General features: G+C 31.4%; 21 protein-coding genes. 8 read left to right on the top strand and 13 right to left on the bottom strand.

What is annotated here, in order from left to right; all coding sequences use genetic code 4:
• Position 1: 1 nt before the first annotated feature.
• From pyk to H6411_RS01740, 5 genes are read right to left on the bottom strand one after another with little or no spacing between them, the layout of a single operon-like run.
• Complete coding sequence (gene pyk, locus H6411_RS01760) at positions 2-1612, bottom strand: pyruvate kinase (RefSeq protein ID WP_216082921.1); 1611 nt, start codon at positions 1610-1612, stop codon at positions 2-4.
• Between the two features lie 13 nt (positions 1613-1625).
• On the bottom strand, positions 1626-2624 hold the full coding sequence (locus tag H6411_RS01755) for an ATP-dependent 6-phosphofructokinase (RefSeq protein WP_246307726.1): 999 nt from the start codon (positions 2622-2624) through the stop codon (positions 1626-1628).
• Between the two features lie 23 nt (positions 2625-2647).
• Positions 2648-4354, bottom strand: coding sequence for a phosphopyruvate hydratase (eno, locus tag H6411_RS01750; protein WP_216082920.1), 1707 nt, complete (start codon positions 4352-4354; stop codon positions 2648-2650).
• Positions 4355-4392: 38 nt separating this feature from the next.
• On the bottom strand, positions 4393-4944 hold the full coding sequence (locus H6411_RS01745; protein ID WP_216082919.1) for an MPN555 family protein chaperone: 552 nt from the start codon (positions 4942-4944) through the stop codon (positions 4393-4395).
• A complete protein-coding gene (locus tag H6411_RS01740) occupies positions 4928-6790 on the bottom strand; it encodes a hypothetical protein (RefSeq protein WP_216082918.1) in 1863 nt (620 codons plus the stop codon). The genes H6411_RS01745 and H6411_RS01740 overlap by 17 nt, the downstream gene beginning before the upstream one ends.
• A 72-nt stretch (positions 6791-6862) precedes the next feature.
• Between H6411_RS01740 and H6411_RS01735 the strand changes: the two genes are divergently transcribed.
• The 5 genes from H6411_RS01735 to H6411_RS01715 all read left to right on the top strand — a co-directional run bounded on the left by H6411_RS01735 (position 6863) and on the right by H6411_RS01715 (position 10447).
• Positions 6863-7846: an adenosine kinase gene (locus tag H6411_RS01735; protein ID WP_216082917.1), complete on the top strand. Its 984-nt coding sequence runs from the start codon at positions 6863-6865 to the stop codon at positions 7844-7846.
• A gap of 185 nt (positions 7847-8031) precedes the next feature.
• Positions 8032-8286, top strand: a complete 255-nt coding sequence (locus H6411_RS01730; protein WP_216082916.1) for a hypothetical protein — start codon at positions 8032-8034, stop codon at positions 8284-8286.
• A gap of 50 nt (positions 8287-8336) precedes the next feature.
• The gene (gene rpmE, locus H6411_RS01725) at positions 8337-8579 is read left to right on the top strand and encodes a 50S ribosomal protein L31 (protein WP_216082915.1); all 243 of its coding nucleotides are present in this window, start codon (positions 8337-8339) and stop codon (positions 8577-8579) included.
• Positions 8580-8581: 2 nt separating this feature from the next.
• On the top strand, positions 8582-9670 hold the full coding sequence (gene prfA, locus H6411_RS01720; protein WP_216082914.1) for a peptide chain release factor 1: 1089 nt from the start codon (positions 8582-8584) through the stop codon (positions 9668-9670).
• Positions 9671-10447 (top strand): HemK family protein methyltransferase, encoded by a 777-nt coding sequence (locus tag H6411_RS01715; protein WP_216082913.1) that lies wholly within the window; start codon positions 9671-9673, stop codon positions 10445-10447.
• Here H6411_RS01715 and H6411_RS01710 read toward each other — a convergent pair.
• Genes H6411_RS01710 through H6411_RS01695 form a run of 4 tightly spaced genes read right to left on the bottom strand, consistent with a single transcriptional unit; the run spans position 10440 to position 13294 of the window.
• Complete coding sequence (locus tag H6411_RS01710) at positions 10440-12212, bottom strand: lyase family protein (RefSeq protein ID WP_216082912.1); 1773 nt, start codon at positions 12210-12212, stop codon at positions 10440-10442. The two genes, H6411_RS01715 and H6411_RS01710, sit on opposite strands and share 8 nt — an antisense overlap.
• Positions 12212-12613 (bottom strand): rRNA maturation RNase YbeY, encoded by a 402-nt coding sequence (gene ybeY, locus H6411_RS01705; RefSeq protein ID WP_369408478.1) that lies wholly within the window; start codon positions 12611-12613, stop codon positions 12212-12214. Before ybeY ends, H6411_RS01710 begins: the two co-directional genes overlap by 1 nt.
• A gap of 31 nt (positions 12614-12644) precedes the next feature.
• On the bottom strand, positions 12645-13130 hold the full coding sequence (locus H6411_RS01700) for a hypothetical protein (protein WP_216082911.1): 486 nt from the start codon (positions 13128-13130) through the stop codon (positions 12645-12647).
• Complete coding sequence (locus H6411_RS01695; RefSeq protein WP_216082910.1) at positions 13130-13294, bottom strand: hypothetical protein; 165 nt, start codon at positions 13292-13294, stop codon at positions 13130-13132. Before H6411_RS01695 ends, H6411_RS01700 begins: the two co-directional genes overlap by 1 nt.
• 18 nt (positions 13295-13312) lie before the next feature.
• On the opposite strand from H6411_RS01695, the gene H6411_RS01690 reads away from it, so the two are divergent.
• From H6411_RS01690 to H6411_RS01680, 3 genes are read left to right on the top strand one after another with little or no spacing between them, the layout of a single operon-like run.
• The gene (locus H6411_RS01690) at positions 13313-13546 is read left to right on the top strand and encodes a preprotein translocase subunit SecG (RefSeq protein ID WP_216082909.1); all 234 of its coding nucleotides are present in this window, start codon (positions 13313-13315) and stop codon (positions 13544-13546) included.
• 3 nt (positions 13547-13549) lie between these two features.
• Positions 13550-15442 carry a VacB/RNase II family 3'-5' exoribonuclease gene (locus tag H6411_RS01685; protein WP_216082908.1) on the top strand — a complete coding sequence of 631 codons (1893 nt, stop codon included), beginning with the start codon at positions 13550-13552 and terminating at the stop codon, positions 15440-15442.
• Positions 15443-15856: an SsrA-binding protein gene (locus tag H6411_RS01680; RefSeq protein WP_216082907.1), complete on the top strand. Its 414-nt coding sequence runs from the start codon at positions 15443-15445 to the stop codon at positions 15854-15856.
• Here the strand turns inward: H6411_RS01680 and tsf are convergent.
• Genes tsf through H6411_RS01660 form a run of 4 tightly spaced genes read right to left on the bottom strand, consistent with a single transcriptional unit; the run spans position 15853 to position 19748 of the window.
• Entirely contained in the window at positions 15853-16683 is an 831-nt protein-coding gene (gene tsf, locus H6411_RS01675) for a translation elongation factor Ts (protein ID WP_216082906.1), read from the bottom strand. The two genes, H6411_RS01680 and tsf, sit on opposite strands and share 4 nt — an antisense overlap.
• 19 nt (positions 16684-16702) lie before the next feature.
• Positions 16703-18106, bottom strand: a complete 1404-nt coding sequence (gene gatB, locus H6411_RS01670; protein WP_246307725.1) for an Asp-tRNA(Asn)/Glu-tRNA(Gln) amidotransferase subunit GatB — start codon at positions 18104-18106, stop codon at positions 16703-16705.
• 9 nt (positions 18107-18115) lie between these two features.
• Positions 18116-19573: an amidase family protein gene (locus tag H6411_RS01665; protein WP_216082905.1), complete on the bottom strand. Its 1458-nt coding sequence runs from the start codon at positions 19571-19573 to the stop codon at positions 18116-18118.
• Positions 19536-19748, bottom strand: a complete 213-nt coding sequence (locus H6411_RS01660; RefSeq protein ID WP_216082904.1) for a hypothetical protein — start codon at positions 19746-19748, stop codon at positions 19536-19538. The genes H6411_RS01665 and H6411_RS01660 overlap by 38 nt, the downstream gene beginning before the upstream one ends.
• Between the last annotated feature and the right edge of the window lie 64 nt (positions 19749-19812).

The raw sequence follows: 19812 nt of genomic DNA, 5'->3' as shown, positions 1-19812 counted from the left end.
CTTAATTGCTTAATCTTCACTTTCCTTCGTCCTCATCAAAATACAACACAGTTTTTACATCTGACTGATATTTACAATCTTTTCCATAAAAGCTTAAATATTCCTTTAACATATCACAAGAACTCTTAGAATCAGTTTTGCCATCCACAAACACTAAATCAATCCCTCTATAAAGAGCTAAATCAGAAAGAACTTTAGCATTCAAATAATCTTCATTTTTTCAATCCGGATCTCCGCAACAAACTTCAATATTTTCAACAATTTGGAAAACAAAAACATTTATTTTCATTCTTAATGCTGAAAGCGCTTTCAAGAATTTAATTGAGAATGATTTCCCTTTCATAGCAATAGCTTGAATTCCTCCAACACTAGACAAAGCCTTCTTAAAGTCTTCAAACTGACTTTTAACCCCGCTATCAAGACTATCAAAAATCTCATCATAGAACAATTTCTCAAATTTAGCACTATTGAAATATTTTTCTGATTCGTAAACAATATTTGTCATAGTCTCAACAGCTAAAACAGGAAACTGTCCTTGCGCAGTCTCTCCAGACAACATAGTACAATCTGAACCCATTTCGGCAGCTCTATAAACATCACTAACTTCAGCTCTAGTTGCTACCACGTTCCTCTCCAAAGAATCCAACATTTGAGTAGCAGTAATAGCAGGTTTCTGTAATTTTCTACATTTCTTAATAATCTGTTGAGTCCAATAAGGAACCTCGTAATAAGGAATCTCCAAACCCAGATCACCTCTTGCAATCATTATCCCATCTGAAGAATCAATAATCTCATCAAGATTTTTGCATGCTTTAAGAGTTTCAATTTTTGAATAAACCTTCATAATGTTTGGAATCTGTTTTTCTTTGCAATATGATTCAATTAGATTTCTAACTTGCATAACATCGTCCCTGCTATTAGCGAAAGATAGAGCAACAAACTCAAAACCATTGTCAATAGCATATTTAATGTCGTTTGTATCTTTATCACTCAAGAAATTCATAGAATAATCAGCTCCAGGCAAATTAATTCTTTTGTTTCTCTTTAATAGATAAGTGTTTTTAACTTTCGCTTTAACAAAACCTCTTTCCTTATCAACTTCCAAAATTTCTAAAGTTAATTTTCCGTCTTCAACAAGAATTAAATTTCCAACTACACAATCATTAGCCATGTTGTAAGTTCCTGTTGCATCAAAAACTGAAAACCCTTCTGATGAACCAGTTTTTTGTTCAATGCAACTAACTATTATTTCTTGATCCCTATTGTAAGAAACACCATCTTTGCCCATATCAAAAACCCTAATCTCAGGGCCTTTTGTATCAGCTAATAAAACGACAGATCTTAAATATCTTCTGCTTGAACCTTCCTGCTTAGAAATAAACTCTTTTTGAACATTAAATATAGCCATGGTTCTAGTTGTATTTTCAGCAACTTGACCATGTGAAAAGTTGTATCTAACACAATTAACCCCTGCAGAAATAACATCCTTAACAACACACTGAACTTTATTTTTAAGTTCTTCAGGAGCTGTGCCTGTAGTTAAATCCAGGTCAAAAGTAATAGAAGGCCCAAAAGTAGAGACTATCTTGGTGTTTTTAAGTAAGTATTTCACGGAGGTCTAGACTTTAGATTTTATAGGCAGCATTAACAAAATCTATCAATTTATTTGAAACATGCTTTGGCATAGCCACTGCTTCTTTAAGAGGAACAACTCCAAAATCGTGCCCATCAAAACAAACAGCATTACCTCATTTCCCCTCATAAGCCAACTGAAAAGCTGTCAAACCAAATCTCTGTGCTGCATACAAATCTCATGAAGTAGGAGTGGCCCCTCTTTGGGTGTAACCTAAAACACTATACCTCACTTGTCTACCTACAGCTCTTTCTAAAAATACACACAAATCTCTTAAAGAAGGTAATTCAAAGCCATGCTCAACACCGTAAACCTTCTCGGTAACCAAGATAACAATACCTTTTTTTCCGGCAACAATCATATCTTTAATAATGGTTGCTAATTCCTGTTCCGTTTTTATACTTGCATTAGTCACAACATAATCAACAGCCCCGGCAACTGCGGCTGCCACAGAAAGATCGTGACAGTGACGACCCATCACTTCAACAAAAGTAACCTGAGAATGAGATTCAGAAGTTGCTTTTATTTTTTTTACTGCTTGAAAAATTTCTTCAAGGGCAGAAAAATAACCAATTGTATATTTAGAAGAGGCTACGTCATTATCAATAGTTCCAGGAGCTACAACAACAGGACAACCAATTTCACTTATAAGTGAGGCTCCCATGTAAGAACCATCTCCGCCAATAACAAAAAGACCATCAAAATTATTTTTCTTAAATAAATCTACAGCCTCTTGTCTAACCTTTGCTTCCTTAAACTCCAAACATCTACTTGAACCAATATCCGTTCCAGCAGAAAAAATAGTCTTCTTAAACTCTCTTAAATCTATTTTTCTATAATTACCATGGATTAAACCTTTATAACCATCAATAACTCCATAAACTTCTATTCCCTTATCAGCAGCAGCAGAAGCAAAGCCATACACTGCGGCATTCATAGCTGGAGAATCACCTCCAGACGTCAAAACTGCTAACTTCTTTATCTCTGCCAAAACTACTACTTAACCAAATACAACTACTCTTGAGGTTGTTGTTCTTCTTTTGAATCAACTAATTCTTCTTCCTTCTTAATTTCTTCATTATCAGACTCAGTTTCAATCTCAAACCCTTCTTCAGAACTTGGTTCAGAAACTAACTCAGAATCGCCATCCTCAAGTCCAGAAGTAACTGGGGTAGTATTTCTATCCATCTCTTGTTTGAATTGCTCTTCTGTTTCTCTCTCAATTTCAGCATCTGTTCTCATATCCTCTTTAACAACTGGATAATCTGAATCAGAAGGAGCCAATGGTTGTCCTTCAGGAATACTTTCAATCTCACAAGATCTAGATTTAAACAACTCAGCCTCATTAAAATCAAGACTGAACAAACTATTTAAACCATAGAATACTGAATTTGAAGTAGTCAACTCGATTTCAATCTCAAGCAATCTATTGTACTTAGCAATTCTCTCAGATCTAGAAGTAGAACCTGTTTTAATCTGACCAGCAGAAGTACCCACAGCAATATCAGCAATTGATGTATCCTCAGTTTCGCCTGATCTATGAGAAAGGATACATGCCCAACCTGCATTTTTAGCAATCTGAATAGTTTTCAAAGTCTCACTAATTGTTCCAATTTGATTCATCTTAACAAGAACAGCATTAGCAACTCTCCTGTCTACACCTTCTTGTGTAATCTTAGGATTTGTACAAAAAAGATCATCACCAACTATTTGAAGTTTTCTTCCTAACCTTTCCATAAGTAAAACAAAGCCATCTCAGTCATTCTCATCCAAAGGATCCTCAATAGAAACAATAGGATATTTCTCAATCAACTCTTCATAATAATCAATCATTTGAGCAGTAGTCTTAACTAATGAATCTTCAAGTTCAGGTCTAGCCTTTATAGCCTTTCTAAATTTATATAATTTTGTTTCTTCGTCATAAAACTCTGAAGCAGCAACGTCTAAAGCAATAGCAACTTGTCCATTAATTAAACCGGGTCTATAACCTGCTCTTTCAATAGAAGAAATCATGATATCTAGAACTTCTTCAACAGAACCAAGGTTAGGAGCAAATCCGCCCTCATCACCTTTATTAGTATTTAACCCTTTTTCTTTAAGAGATTTTTGTAAAGCATGGAAACATTCCGCAGAAATTCTTACTGCCTCATGCATAGAAGCCGCGCCAACTGGCATAAACATAAATTCTTGGAAATCAATTGTGTTATCTGCGTGAGCTCCACCATTAATAACATTCACCATCGGTAACGGAAGGATAAATCTAGAAGGATAAGCATTCCCCATCAATGAAGCAATATATTGATAAAAAGGCATACCCTTAGCCTTAGCTACTGCTTTCGCAACAGCAAGAGAAACAGCTAATATAGCATTTGCACCATACCTCCCTTTATTTTCAGTTCCATCAAGGTCAATCAGAAAACTATCCAACTCTTGTTGCTTAGATGGATCAATGTTGTTTTCTATCAAAGAAGTTGCAATCACATAGTTAACGTAGTGAACAGCTCTTTTAACGCCCTTACCATCAAACCTTCCTGAATCACCGTCTCTAAGTTCAATGGCCTCTTTTTCTCCTGTAGACGCCCCGGAAGGCACCATTGCTTTAGCTGAGAAAAAACTTTTAGATAAAAGTCCTGTTGAAACTTTTGCAATACATGCTACAGTAGGATTTCCTCTTGAATCTAATATTTCATAAGCAAAAATGTTTTCTATTTTGAATGCCATAAACAATATTATTTTTAATTATATACTTTTTTTGGAAATTATTGTTCCGGAAATTTGTACACCGGTTTAAAAGCATTCATCAATCTTCCAGTAATCAACTGTTCAACAAGAGTGCTTCTTACTCCTTCAAACTTAATTTTATCCATCAAATATTCTCTTATGGGTTGTCCTGTTTCTCTATAAAACTGTTCAAGAGTATCTTTAACTACCTCATCTGTTATGCTAACTTCTCAATCTTTAGCCAAATCGTCATAAATCAATTTTTTATAAATTGGAATAGAAACCATATTTCTAACGTTTTCCACAGGCATGCTAGGATTTGCTTGCAAAACAGACTCCATTCTCTCCCTTAACTCGTCTTCATCCAATTCAAATTCGTAAGCGCTAGCAACTTCATCCATCAAAGCGTTATAGTAACTATCCCTCTTTACTAACTCCAAAATCTCTCTGTTTAAATCTTCATGAGATATACCTGGCTTTTGTTTTCTCAAATTAGCTGCATAATCGTCCACATTAGGAGACGAAAAGTTAGTTATTGTTAAAACCTGTCCAAACTTAATTGGTTTCTTATTACTAATTCTTGATTTCATCTTGACCAACTAATAATGAGTTGTAAAAATTATTGTAATTGGTTCAATACTCATCACATCATTCTTTTAATTCTGCTAATTTAATATTAGACAACTCGATAACTGATTCTAAATTCACTTTAGGCAAAGTATTTAATAACATCAATTGCTCTGTTTCGATCTTATCTCTAACAACCAATACCGCTCTTGTTTTTTCATTAAATTTAAACAAAGCTTTTGAAGCTTTTTCATAAAGTGCCGCCTCTGGAGAAAGACCTCTTAAAGCTTCAGCAACTGCCTTTAATAATTCTTGATTCAAATTAGTTATCAAATACTCATTAATTCATGGCTTACTATCAGCTCTTCAAGATTGAACATAAGGAGCATACTGATCCCTTAATTTAATTAGATATTTTCTAGCTTCACAATTAAATCTGGCATTTGCTTTACTTCAAAATCTAGCATTCATATGAACTATTTCACAACAAAGCAATTCACATTCCTCCTTTAAATCTTTCAAATAAAAATCAAAATCTCCAACCCCTAATTTACTTACATTCATAACCAACTCAACTTTCTTATCAAAATATTGTCTCAACTTATCTCTTTCAGCCTCAAAATCAGCTATCAAACCTTTCAAACCTAAATTTTTAGCAATTTTTATTTCTTTCAATTTTTGATTTAATTTTTCTTCATCCAAAGCATAAGAGGTCTCGGTAATCTGCTCCATATTTCAAAAATTATCAATAAGAGGAATAAACTTTTTAGAGTACTCAATCTTTAAATTATTCAAACGAATATCGAACTCCTCAGTCATAATCTTTCTAATCAAATCCAATTTTTCCTTAGTAAATTTTCTGTTCTCTGCTGTTATCTCAGCATTATGCATTTGAAATCTGGAACACAACAAATCAATTTTTTCAATATATCTTTTCTTGAAGTAAATAACCAACTGTTCTGATTCATTGGTGAATAAAACCTGTTTATTTAACAAAAATTGCTTATAGTGATTAATAACTGTATAAATATCCTTCTTATCTCTTCTGTATTGTTCTTTAACTTCTTCAACTAAATCATCTATTTGTTTCCTTTGCAAATCGGCAAAATCCCCCAGTATTGTCTTAATTTCCATAGCATCAGAAAACCTAGACTCAATCATTTTTTGTAAGAACACTTTGAAGTCCATCCTTTTTTCGATAGGCAATTGATACTTACTCAAAATGTCATAGTATTCTCTGATACCCTCCTTCTTATCTTTTCTTAACTCATCAAAACACTTAGAAATCTCAGCGTTTACCAATATGTGATAGTCAATATAAGCCTTAGAAATAGCTAATAAAGCTTTTCTATTTTCAAAACCAATAACTGTATTACATCACTCTTTTTTTACATCCAGCGCCCTAAGTCAGTTGTCTCAACACTTATCTGATAACTCTTTAATTCTTTTTCTATTAAATGAATCTATACCCTCGTCATATATATATTTACTTTCATACGAATAAATAACTCTTTGATTGACGGAAATCCTTTTCTCTAATTCATCAACTTCTCCTTTATATTTGTAATTGATGTTCTCCAATCTAACCTTCAAAGCTGAAAAAGTCTCATTTGAAGAACAAAGATCATTCAATTGGTTCTGTTTATCTTTATATATCTCTATCAATCTAGTAGCATCTTCAATTATTTCGTTGTAAAGCAAACCATTCAAATCAATCCCGGCAACATATTTCTCATACAACTTAGAAAGAGCTTCTATCCTTTTCTCCTGTTTTGGTTCTTTTAGATCTATATTTAAATGAGACGCAACCTTCTCTCGGGCAATGTCTAAATTTTTATTTTTATCTGCTAATTCTTCCAAATTACTCATAAACTACATAATAAATTTTATTAATAAACCCCTAAGGGATCTTTTATAATATTTAACATATCCACTTCCTTTATGTCAAGAGGATTGCTTTGTTTCGGGAATCCTCTAATTGACTCCTATGCATTCGTAGAGGATGCATTCTTAGAAAAAAATAAACTTATAAAAGGTTCCAACGCTATTTTAACCAAAGAAGAGATATCAAACATAACCAAAGATTTAGAATTTGTATTTATTGACTGCGGAGGTTCTTCTTCAAACGTTGCTAGAGGAATTGGAATATTAGGTTACAGAGTAGGTTTAGTTGGACAGTATGGTGATGATGAAACAGGCAAGATAGTTGAAAAATCTTTAAAGTCTTGTAACGTAGAAAATTTATCTTTTGTTAAACCTGGGGGGGTCACAACGCAAGTTGTTGCTTGTATCACTAGCGATGCTCAAAGAACAATGTTTGCAATCTTTGGCGCTTCCCACGAGGAATACATCAAACCTTTTGATCTAGAAATACTTAACGATTGAGAAGGAATTCTTTTTGAAGGTTATCATTTCTGCAATGCTTCCCTTAATGGATTAGCTCAAAAGGTAGCTCATAAAGCAAAAGAGTTGAATAAAAAAACTATATTAATTATTTCAAGTATCTTTCAGGTTCCTGGATACAAAGAAAATCTTCTTCAAGCGATAAATTGTTTCTCAATAGTAACTGGGACAAGTGAAGAATTTATGCAATTATTTGACAAAAATGATATTGAAGAAATGCTTGAATACCTAGAAAAATCAAACTTTGAATTGGCAGCCGTTACATTAGGGAAAGAAGGAAGTTACATTATCTATAAAGGTAAAAGAATGTTCGTGAACGCACCTGCCGTAGAAAATGTTGTTGACACAACTGGAGCAGGAGATTGCTTTGCAGCGGGTTTATTATTTGGATACTTTAGCGGATATCCATTAGAAAAGTCAGTTGAAATCGCTAATATCATGGCCGGCCAAGCAATTTCTAAAATAGGTGTTTGCCTGAATGACGAAGTAAAAGAAAAGGTAAGAAATAAATTAGTTAGATAGATGGAATTAGAAATAAGAGATCCAGAAGAAGATTTTGACGAGTTTGAAGATTGAAGCGAATAATTTGAACTATTTTTTTTGGAATATAAACAACAAAAAAACTAACTTAAATTAAATTCCAAAGCATTTCTGTAAAAACTTTTATTTTTAAATTTTGCATACAAAAAAATCTTTTTAAAAAATAGGTGTTCGCTAGAAAACACCAAATGGAAAATAAAAAGAAAAGCTACAAAATAATTGCCAGCTTCATAATTGATGAATTTGATCAAGTAAATAAAGAACTAAAAGAAAATGACTTCAAAAATAATTTCAAATTGGGATTAGATCAAAATGAAAAAATAATTACAAACGAAAAAGAAGTAAACAAAAAAATAAAAGAATTCTTTGAACAATACAAGAAAAATACTAAGGAAAAAATCGTCAAAATTAAAGATTTATAAGAATATAAAAAGTTAAATAATAAAATTTAGATATATTTAATTATTTAACCTTGGGCAAAAAACACAAATTAAATTTCGATCCTAGAATAGTTTGTTTCAATTGCACTTCTTGCAAAAAACAATACGAAATATTAAGCTCTCATCAAGAAGAGGTAGTAAATGTAGATATTTGCTCAAACTGTCATCCATTCTATTTAGGTCAAACTAATTTAAACAGAAGTTTAGGTCCTGCTGAAAAACTAAAAGATAAATTTGCAGCAGGGAAGAATTACATCCAAAATAAAAAAGGATAGACGTGTCGTCTTATGCAAATCCTCATCTTTATGAGACGCTAAAGTCGTTCAAAAAAAAATATGAAGATCTTAACAATCAGTTAGAAAAAGAAACAGAAAGCAAAGAAATAATAAGAATTAATAAAGAATTATCTAAATTAGAAAAAATAGTTGAAAAATTTGTTGTCTATGAAAAAGAATTAAGAAATATAGATGAATGTCTAGAGATAATAAAAAAAGAAAATAACTCAGAATTAATTAAATTAGCTCAAACAGAACTAGATGCAGGAAAAAATAAAGTAGACGAACTAGAAGTTGAATTCCAAAAATTATTGATACCAGAAGATCCTTTAGATGAAAAGAATGTAATAATCGAAATGAGGTCTGCTGCCGGAGGAGATGAAGCATCTATTTTCGTAGCAGACTTATTCAACGTCTACAAAAAATATTCAGAATTAAATAAATGGAAATTGACGATTATGGACGTGCACGAAAATTCAGCTGGCATATATTTTCTAGCTTTTTCTTTAACAGGAGATAAAGTCTATAGCAAAATGAAGTTTGAAAGTGGAGTGCATAGAGTTCAAAGAGTTCCTGTAACAGAAGCAAAAGGAAGAGTGCATACATCAACAATAACAGTAAGCGTTATGCCGGAACAAGATGAAATAGAAATAAATATAGAACCATCGGATCTAAGAATAGATGTTTATAGAGCAAGTGGAGCAGGCGGACAACACGTTAATAAAACCGAGTCTTCAGTAAGAATTACTCACTTGCCAACTGGCATAATAGTAGCTTGTCAACAGGAACGATCGCAACTTCAAAACCGAGCATTTGCTATGAAAATGCTTAGATCTAAATTATGAGAATTAAAGCAAGAAGCTTTGACTAAAGAATTAAATGAAGCGGTCAGAAAACAAGTAGGAAGCGGAAGTAGAAGCGAAAAAATAAGAACTTATAACTATCCACAAAACAGAATTACAGATCACAGAGTTTCTTTAACAATAAACAAATTAAATGAAATTATGTTAGGAGGTAACTTAACTGAAATTCACGAGGTATTAAACAATGATCAAGCGGAAAAAAGCTTAAATGAAATCATGATTAAATAATTGACTTTTCAGGAGCTGCTATTTAAATTCAACTTTTCAAAAAAAGCATATGACTTGACTTTTCACCTATCCAAAAAAATAAAAAATACATTAGATTATCTAACTTATAAAAATTGCAAAATAGATTTCTCATTGGAAGAATTTAAGTTGCTTTTTGAAGATCCGAAACCAATAGAAAGATTACTAAAAAAAGTTTACTTTTATAACCAAGAATTCACTCTGATAGACCATGTTTTTTGCCCAAGAAATGAAACAGAACTAATAATTGAAATTCTAGAAAAAAAACACCTAACAGGAAAATACATAGACATTTGCGCAGGAACAGGAGCAATAGGCATTACTCTTCTAAAACAACATAAAGAATTACAAGGAACTCTTCTAGATATAAGTAATAAAGCTATAGAAAATATAAATATAAATCTAAAAAAACACAGAATAAATGCTAAAGTTATCCAAGAAGATTGATTTGAACATTTAACAAACAATTCATATCAAATAATTACAGCAAACTTTCCTTATGTTGGAAAAAAAGATCCTATAGATAAAGAAATACTTAAATATGATCCTCCTTTAGCTCTATTTGCAGAACTAGACGGTTGAGAACACTACGAAAAAATGTTGAACTGAATGAGAAACAATTCGGAATGAAAAATAGTAGTTTTGGAATGCAGCTCCTTACACGAAAAAAAATGACAAAAGATAAAACATTCAGAGTGAAAAATAGAATTTATAAAAGATCTAAACAATCTATTAAGAGTAGTTTTAATTACTAGATAGTTATTCCTATGTCTGGTAAATGTCTACATGAATCACTACTACCACAATCCTTTCCAAAGCCCGCATAAAAATCATCTGGTTCGCATTCAATAGCGCTCCAATTTACAACAAAATATTCATCTGTAACATCCTTAAACTTAAGTAAAGCGCAAATCTTAACATCTGTCAGAGTAACCTTTCTAGTCAATTTATCTATAAAGTTATCCAAATTAGATTCTTTATGAATCAAGAAATCAACAATCAACATTCTTCGATTTCTAATTAAATCGAAATCGCAATTGATATCAGAAATTTCTAAATCTTCTCTCTTATGCGGAAATGTCATTAAGGTTACTGGGAAATTTAACTTCAACATTAAATGCCCCAAAAATACCAATGATCTCTCCGCAAAAGCGACTAAGACAATAGGTAATTTAGAACCAACATACTCCTTATTTAGAACAACAGCGAGTCTTTCGATTGCATCATGAATCTCCCATTCATGTCATACAACTTTTTTAAGTGCTATAGCTTTAAATTCAGAAGCAAAAATTCTCTTATAAATCTGGTCTATATTTACTAAATAACTTTCCCTATCAAACATAACATCAAATTCATCTTTTGAAAAATAACGCGCGTATCTTGATTTGGACAACGCCTCTCTAAAGGTTTGATTTCCGACAGAAGAAACAACCATCTTCAAATCTTCTGCAATAATTTTTCTACTTAAACCTGTCTTTTTAATTAGATGATTCAAAACCTTTTGAGAGTACACAGACTCTCCTGACTTCAATATATTTCTACTTACCTTCTCTTTATCTACAACCAAATTTTCAAGAACAAATAAATACCTATTTATTAAAAGTCATGTTTCTCTCATGATTCCATATAAATAGTCTTCACTTTGCTTAATAAAACATTCACTATTCAAACTGATAGCATCTCCCAAACTTTCATATCCAAACAGATGCTCATTTATCAACTTAGCACTAAGCTCAATCTTAGATAAAGCGCTTATCAAAGAACCATCTAATTTAATTTCTCCTATCTCTTTAGAACCCATCATCTTCAAATCCAAAACTTGCTTGTTGATGATTTGAGCCAATCCGTTTAAATGACCCAAATAAGTTAAATACCTTCCTCTATGTACTCTGTAACTATTACCAGTATCGTAAAAAAGTCCTAATTCTTCGGCTATAAAGGTCTGCAACTCCAAACCATTTGAAGGATCAAATAACGAATCAAAGTCGAATACAACCACTTCAAGAAATTTTCTCATATCACAAATTGCATCCAAGCAGCGATAAACGTCGTTGTAAGTGATTGCAAATCTGTATCCGAAAGATGTTGGTTCTCCATGTACTCCGTGTGTCCTTCCTATTTGAACTAATTCCTTATACTCAAAAGCTATTTCTTTTAACTTTTTCTGTACCTCTTTTATTTTTACAAAAAAATTATTATTTCATTCTTTAATTAACAAAGAATTTCCCGTATTAACGAAACCTGCGTAATCTATACCATATATAAATTTGGGATCATTTAGAAGGGAAGACTTAGAAAGAACAACTCCTTTGAAAGCGCTATGTTCATTTTCATGCTTTTCTAAAACACCCAAAACTTCAAACGGATCTACCTTGCATTCCAACAATAATTCTTCAGACTTTGGCCAACTTTTCCTATCTTTTTGCCTAAAAATAAACTTAATAAAAGCTCTCTCTATTTTTGACCATTGCTCAAACCTCGATCTATTGCTAAATAAATTAGCTATTCTCTCAAATTCTTTCACTATTCAAACACCTCTCTAATTATCTCATCTTGAATAGAAAACATTTCTTCGTTGTGCTCATAACCTATTAAATGCAATAAGCTATGCGCAAATAAAAAACAAAATCCAAATAATACGTCCTCATATTTATTTTCTATTATTGAGTAACAAAAATACACTGCCCCCAACAATTTCTCTCCTGATTGAGGTTCCATAGGAAAACTAAGAACATCGGTTTCTAAATCTTTACCTCTATATCTCTTATTTAATTTTCTAATAACATCTGCTTCAAATATTCCTATTTCTACAAACAATTTTCTATTTATTAAATTGAATCTATTTAAAAAAATTAGAAATATTCTTTCGAGATAGTTATCCAATTGATTAGGTAAATCGAACTTACTTTTATTATTTATCTCCAATAATGGAGTAACTGACGTATTAATAAATCAACTATACAGAATCGCCGTCTATATCTGCTTCCCCTCCAAATTTAATCCTTAAATCATTTAAAGCTTTATCAGCATCCTCTTTAACAGTAGAAATAGTTCTATAAATAGAATCCTCAGATTCAATATCAAATCCCATAAGTAATTCCGATTCAGGAGTAGTAATCAAAAGAGTTGTTTCTGGCGCAAAAAAATCTTTTTTTGAATCTTCCGTATCAGCAGAAGCTTCGCTAAAATCCTTAGATTTATCCTTTATATCTTCTGATAATTTATTCAGCAAATCATTTTTATGATTCTGATCAATCATAAAAGAAACAGCAAATTCACCAGCCTGAGAAACCTCTTGAATTAACTTAATCAAATATCCATCTATGTCCTTAGCTCGTTTTGATATACGCTTACTTCTAGATTCAGAAAAGCAAGCTCTGTATTGCTTTATTAATCTTTTTGCAGATATTATGAATAACCACTTGTTAATTAGGTAAAACATTATTCTTCTACTTCTTCATAACTAAAAGCCATGTGTTTCATATTATTTAATCTATCTTCTTCTGTATCACAACACGCACCATCTACACATAAACATTTATAGCCATGACACGCTTCTCAATTCCCTTTGCAATTAAGGCAAACTTTCTTCCTTTTATTATTCATAAAAATAAAATTTAAATCATGGAGTTTTATCAAACAGCTATTTACGTATTAGGAATCCTGGCTTTAATTATAGGTTTATTACTCTCAAATTCGGGCTCTACAGGAGGTTTAGCAGCTCTTTCAGGCCATGACCTAGAAATTTTCAAGAAAACCAAGGATTATGGGTTTGTAAAGATAATGAGAATCCTAATGTTCATGATAATAATACTAATAATTATTTTTACTATATTGCATAGCAAAAGCAATAAATAATACTTGAAGAATCCAAAAAATCCTAGAAGTGCTCAAAGGTTAGCATCCGATCAAAGACTAGTTGGTGCTTTTAAAAGTCAAGATAACTATGGCTTTATAGAAGGAACTGATTTATATGTTCGATGAGACAACATAAATACAGCTTTAAACAAAGATATTGTTGAATATGTAGTACTTGAAAATATCGATAATCCAGAAGACTGCAAAACAAGATTTGAAGCCAAGATAACGAAAATAATAGAGAGAGCCAAGATATACTTTGTAGGTTCTTTAATATACCAAGAAGAAGATAAAGCCTTTATTCTTTTAGACAATCAAAGACTAAATAGAGTAGTTACGATACCTAAAAACGAACACTCAATAGGTTCAAAACTAAAAATAAAACTAACTAATTTTCAACTAGACAATCTAGAAGGAGAAATAGTCCAAAAAATAGGTAGCCAAGAAGACCCAGGAATAGATATAACTTCAGTTCTAGAAGATTACGGAGTAAGTCAAAAATTTTCAGAGAAGACAGAACAAGAAACAAAAAACATTCAATTAGACATAGAAGGGCACAGAAAAGACCCTGAAAGACAAGATTTCACACACATCCCTTTTGTAACTATAGACCCTAAAAACTCAAAAGATTTTGATGATGCTATAGCAGTCTTAAAAGAAGGTCAAAATTATCGTTTATACGTTGCTATAGCTGATGTTTGGAGTTATATAAAAAACTCCCCTTCTCTAATAGAAGAAGCGTCTCATAGAGCAACTTCTATCTACTTTCTTGACGAAGTAGTTCCTATGCTTCCAGAAAAGTTATGTAATTGTTTTTGTTCATTAGTGCCACACGAAGAAAGATGCGCAATAGTTGTAGAAATTTTGACAAATGCCAAAGGAGAATGATCTTGAAAAGACACAAAAGTAACTCCAGGCATCATCAAATCTCATAAAAGATTTACATATGAAGAGGTAAATAATTTCTTTGAAGAAAAAACAGACCTAAGCAACGAAAAACCAATAATTAGAGAATCTTTAAGAAATGGGTTAGCTCTATATAGAGAAATAGAAAAAGCAAGAATTTCTAAAGGTTATGTTTCAATAGAAAGTACAGATCTAAAAATTCAATTAAATGATGACAAAAAGATAATCTCCATAAATAAATACGTAAGAAGAGAAGCGCAAATCATGATAGAAAATTTCATGATTCTCACAAATGAAAATATAGCCAGAATATGCGAAGATAAGAAAATTCCTGCTGTTTATCGTATTCACGAAAGACCTGAACCAAGCAAAGTAATTAATTTCATACAAGAAGTAGAAAAATTAGGATTCAAAATTCAACAATTGCCGTCAGAAGGAATAACACAAAAAGCTATTCATAGGTGATTTGAAGACAACAAAAATCATCCTCTGTTAGAAATAATCAGCACTCTTCTTCTTAGATCGCTTCAAAAAGCTAAATATTCAATAACAAATTTAGGTCATTTTGGTTTAAACCTACAACACTATTTACACTTCACATCTCCAATTAGAAGATATCCAGATACATTAGTTCACAGAATGTTATGGAAATATCTATTTGAAAAAAATCCAGTCCCTAAAAATAGCTCAGATCCAATTTACAAAGAATTAGACGAAATGTCAAAACACTGCACAGCAAAAGAAATAGAGGCTACTGAAATAGGCAGAACAATAGAAAACAACAAAATAATGCAATTCCTAAATCAAAAACTTGAACAAGTATTTAAAGCCAAGGTTATATCTCCTGCTAAAGCTGGTGGATTCGTAAGATTAGATGATTTAAACGTAGAAGGTTTTGTTAAATACAAAGAATCATTAAAGTTAGGAGGGGCATTACTTGTAAGACCTATTTACAATAGCAAAGAATTTAAATTAGTGAAGATTCTTTAGATGAAGAAATATGACAAAACAAAAGAATTATTAAATAACAAAAAAAATTCGAGATTCTATCAATCTTTTGATAAATACGAATGTGGGCTAGTTCTAGATAGCGATTCAATAAAAAAGATAATAAATTACAGGGTATCTCTAAATGGTAGTTATGGATGAATTCAAAAAAATGAACTTTGATTAAAAGGTCTAATACCAGGAAAATCTATAAAGCTACTCCTAAATAGATACGAAATAGACCGAATAATAAGAACAGTCAAAGAAAAAAAATACCTGATGATACCTGAAAATCTATATTTAAAGAATCACAAAATAAAAGTCAAACTAATGTTAGTAAAACGACTAAATTACACTAACAAACAAAAATTAGAAACTATAAAAAGAAAAGACGATAAGAAAATGAAATACTTCTAAGCTCCGCCTAGACCATAATAAACAGCTTTCCTAATAGAAGTTCCTAAACTTGCAAGAACATCTCTTACAGTTTTAGTTTGATCATAAAGATAATTCTGTTCTACAAAAGTGCTCTGAGCTATAAGTTTCTTGATTCTCTCCTCTACTATCTTTGCATGAAACTGTTCTGGTTTATTCTCTTTCTTTAAAGCCTCCAAAATAATTTCTTTCTCATCATTAATTCATGAAGAATCAACTTCTGATTCAGTAATAAATCTAGGATTATTAGCAGCATAATGAACAGCTAAACCAGCTATTTCGCTATCCGGCAACTTCTTATCAAACACAATAACAGTGGAAATCTTTCCATTATTGTGCCTATAACAAGCCGCAGATTCATTATCTGACAACGCAAAATATCTAACTCTAGTCAAAACTATCTTCTCTCCAGTAATAGAAGACAGATGCAAACAATTATTATTAACCGTCTCGCCATTTTCCATTTCCAACTGCAAAATGGTTTCTCTATCTGTTGTTTTGGATTCCAAAATTACATTAGCAATTCCTTCCGCCAATTTAGAAAATTCACTATTATTTGCGGTGAAATCTGTTTCAGAATTTAATTCCAATATAACTACACCATTATCATCTTTTTTTGCTCATGTTCCACCTTCCTTAGCATCCTTAAGAGCATTTTTATTATTAGCTTTAGCGATTCCCTTGCTTCTTAATCACTTAATGGAAGCATCCAAATCATTATTGTTTTCTTCCAAAGCTTTCTTGCAATCAGCAAAACCAGCTTGACTAACGTTTCTTAACTTAAGTATTAAATCTTTATCTATAGCCATAATAAAACTAATTTTAAAACTATTTTTTAGATATGAATTGCACAATCATCTCATCAAAATATTTTTTAAGCAAACTTGGATCCGCTTGCCCTTTAGATCTCTTCATACATTCCCCGATTATTAACCTCTCTAATTTAGGCATATTCATCATCAAATTAGGTATTTGATCTTTATAAGTTTCAAAGGCTTCTTTCAGGAAATTTTTTAAAGTAGTTTCATTTGAAATTAAAGAAACATTTAATTTTTTATAGGCAACAGAAAAAGTAGTGTTGTTAGTAAGAATTTCTTTAATTATGCTCTTTGCTATTTTTAAGCTGATTTTTTTTGTTTTCTCAGTTTCAAGAACTGCTTTCTCTATTTCAGGATAGGGAAAATCATTTCAATTAAATTTCTCTATAATTCCAGAAACTATATTCACAATCCAGTTATAAGACAAAACAATATTTCCTAAATTCTCGTTCAATTTATTTACGTATGAATAAACCTGATAATTATCTAACAAATAATCAATTTCAGATTTTTTAAGACCTGAATTTTGTAGCTCTTCTTCTAGTGAAGAAAAATCTACTATAAGAGAAGAAGTCAATTTCTCGTATCTGTCTATAGGAATACTTAAAGGAGGGATATTAGATTCGGGGATATAAAAATAATCTGACGCTTCTCCTTTTTTCCGCATAACTTCACACCGCTTCAACTTATCAACTCAAAAATAAGTAAAAGGATTTATTTCTTGTCCTGCAATTAAAGCTTTTGTTTGAACCTCAGTAAGATAATTAATTGATTTTTTTAAAGCTAAAAGGCTATTTAAATTCTTAACTTCTGACTTGACATTCAAAGGGTCAGATTCCTTAGCTCTAACTGATATATTCAAATCAACCCTCATCTCTCCATCAGCATATGATGCGTTAGAAATATTATTAAACGAAAAAAGCCTTCTCAATATTTGCAAAAACTCCTCTACTTCTTGATAAGTTTGAAAATCTGGTTCTGTAACTATTTCAGCTATTGATCTTCCTAATCTCCCAAAAAATAATCTAACCTCATGCCCTTGCTTACTCTGCTGAGCAGAATCTTCTTCTAAATGTACCTGGTTGATCCTGATTTTTTTTCCGTTGGAAAGAATTAAATGTCCTTCTTTGCCTAAAGGAAAAAAATATTGAGTGATTTGATATCCCCTAGGCAAATCGTAGTAAAAATAATTTTTTCTATCAAAAACTATGTAGTCATAATTAATACAACAATTCAGAACTTTTGACAATTGAATTGCTTTCTCTACTGCATCAATATTTAAAACTGGTAAAGTTCCTGGGAATCCTAAAGAAATTCAAGAAAATTCATCTGTTTTTTCAGGAGCGAAAGACTTTTTATTTGTAATTAACGCAACGTGTATTTCTAAACCAATAGAAACTAAGTTCTTTTGCACTTCAACAATCTAATCCTTAGAAACTATTCAATCCATTAAATAATTTGAAACATTCAACAGAAAGTCATCGCTCTTAAATTTAGACATCAAATGTAATCCGAATGGCATGCCCTCAACAGTCTCTCAAGGTATAGAAATAGCTGGCAACCCACAAAAATTAGCTAACAACAGAATATTCAACACATTTTTAGGTGAATATCCTCTCTTTCACTCTTTTCTCTTAGGTGGCAAATCAATAGTTGTAGGCGACAAAATCAAATCGTAATTATCAAACAAACTTTTAACCTCTCTATTAATAGCAGTCAATAACTTTTTACACCTCAGATATATTTCCTTATAGTTCTCTTTCTCTAAAAAATGTTTTCCCAAAATTTGCCTATATACAAATTCTTCTCCTAAAACAGACCTATTATTAAACAAAATCTCCTGATAATTTTTCCCTTTATCTACATTTAAAACTTCAACTCCTGATTTACTCTTTTTAAAAGGAAATAAAATTCCAGTTAAATTTGAATAATTAGAAATACTCTCAGAATAAGCAATAACTCTGTAAATCAATTCACACAACTTCAATAACCTAGGATCTTCAAATTTACAAATCTCAACACTAAATCCTAAATCCGACTTTATATTTTCGACCAATTTCTCAAATTTATCCTTTACAGTCCTACTCACATCAGTTTCCAAATTAGATGCAGTTCAGAAAGTTTGATCAAAAATAGCTATCTTCAAATTCTTATTAAGTGGTTTTTTCAATTCCTCTAAATAATTTTTTTTCTTAGTTCCTAAAGTGCATAAATCATTTGAATCAGGAAAAGAAATAACAGACAAAACTTTCGCTATTACTTCAATAGACTTAGAAAGAATAGAAGGGGTATCAAAAGAAGAACAAAAAGGATAAAAACCGTATCTAGAAACAATCCCAAAACTGGGTTTAAAACCTACTATACCACATAGAGATTCCTGATACCTTGCTGAATCTCCAGTGTCAGAACCAATAGAAAAATCTACTAATTCATTTTTTATTCAATAAGCGCTTCCAGAAGAAGAACCTCCTGAAATATATTCTTCGTTAAAAGGATTAGGAGTTTGTCCAGTAAAAGAAAACAATCCTGTGCCTCCTAAACCAAACTCATCTAAATTCGAATTTACCAAATTCAAAGCTCCTGCATTATTCAGCGCTTTATAAACAGAAGCATTAAATGGAGGTTCACAATTCTCTAAAAATTTCGATCCTCCTGTAACTATTCCATCTGTATTAGAAATTAAATCTTTAATAGAAAACAAATATCCAGATAAATTATCTGCGCTATCTAAAAAACTGCCTTCAGAATACTTCTTTATTAATCCTGATTTATTTACAGAATCAAATAAATAAGAATTAGAGTTTTTTACTTTTTCAAGAGCTTGTAATAACTCCTCAACATTCTTATACTTCTTTAGGGTCTTTAATATTTGAGATGACACAATTTTCGACTAACGATTTAATTAAATGCTCATTCTCCACTGGCAAATTCTTATTAGAAATTTGTTTGGAAGCAAGATCGTAATCTAGTTTTATTGCATCAACAAGATAATGAATAGGCTCTGAACTAACATCAATGCTAGTCAAAACATCAAGATCAACCTGCATTGCTTTCAAGCAGGTCTTACAATCTTCTACTACCTTATCGGAGGGGGAAAGGAATATTCTTTTTCCTAATTCT

It is taken from the genome of Candidatus Mycoplasma haematohominis (assembly GCF_902712995.1).
GTDB classification, from domain to species: Bacteria; Bacillota_I; Bacilli_A; order Mycoplasmatales; family Mycoplasmoidaceae; genus Eperythrozoon_B; species Eperythrozoon_B haematohominis.
Note: the sequence above shows the minus strand (reverse complement) of the source record. Positions and strands in the feature narration are given on the sequence as shown.